Origin of the sequence: Candidatus Accumulibacter phosphatis, from assembly GCF_012939955.1 — a bacterium.
GTDB classification, from domain to species: Bacteria; Pseudomonadota; Gammaproteobacteria; order Burkholderiales; family Rhodocyclaceae; genus Accumulibacter; species Accumulibacter delftensis.
In genome coordinates, this window is the sequence record NZ_SPMY01000146.1 from 1 (window position 1) to 554 (window position 554).

The 554-nt window shown below is 62.6% G+C and carries 1 protein-coding gene; it reads right to left on the reverse strand.

Going from position 1 to position 554, the window contains the following annotated elements; translation table 11 throughout:
• Positions 1–23: 23 nt before the first annotated feature.
• The coding region (locus tag E4Q23_RS23185; protein ID WP_169068760.1) for a DUF4400 domain-containing protein at positions 24–554 on the reverse strand (531 nt) is incomplete at its 5' end.

Genomic DNA, 554 nt, shown 5'->3' on the forward strand with positions numbered 1-554 from the left:
GCGCCCCCTGGATGGCACACCCCTCAAAGCCGCTTCTGCAAATTGCTCACCCACAGCCACAGGGCGTACGAGATCGAGACGATCAACAAGGGTGGCAGCAGCGAGGGCATCGGCAACGGCACGATTATCCAAACGGCAAGTCCTACCAGAACGGCCCATAGCACGCGCACCCCGAGGCTGTGTCGGATCGGGCTCCGGGCCAGGAAGGAATACTTGCGGATTTCCCGCACGAGCTGGCCGTCGCTGTAGGCCGCCATCACCAAGGGAATGCCTGGCACCAGCCATCCCATCAACACTTGCAGGCGGTAGGCGACCAGGCCGATCCACAACCAGGTCGCGACGATCCGGCCCTGCGCCCAAGCGCTGAGGTCGGAACTCCCAAAGGGTCCCTGCCCTGTCGATTGAGCGTCAATGATGAAGCTGCGAAAATCCGACGCCAGCGATTTTTCCATATCGTCCAGGGTACGACCGTAGACATCGCTCTCACCCTTGCCAGCAATCGCGTAGACCGCCGCCCGTTCGGCGATCCAGGCATTGCGGATCGCCGTCGGCGG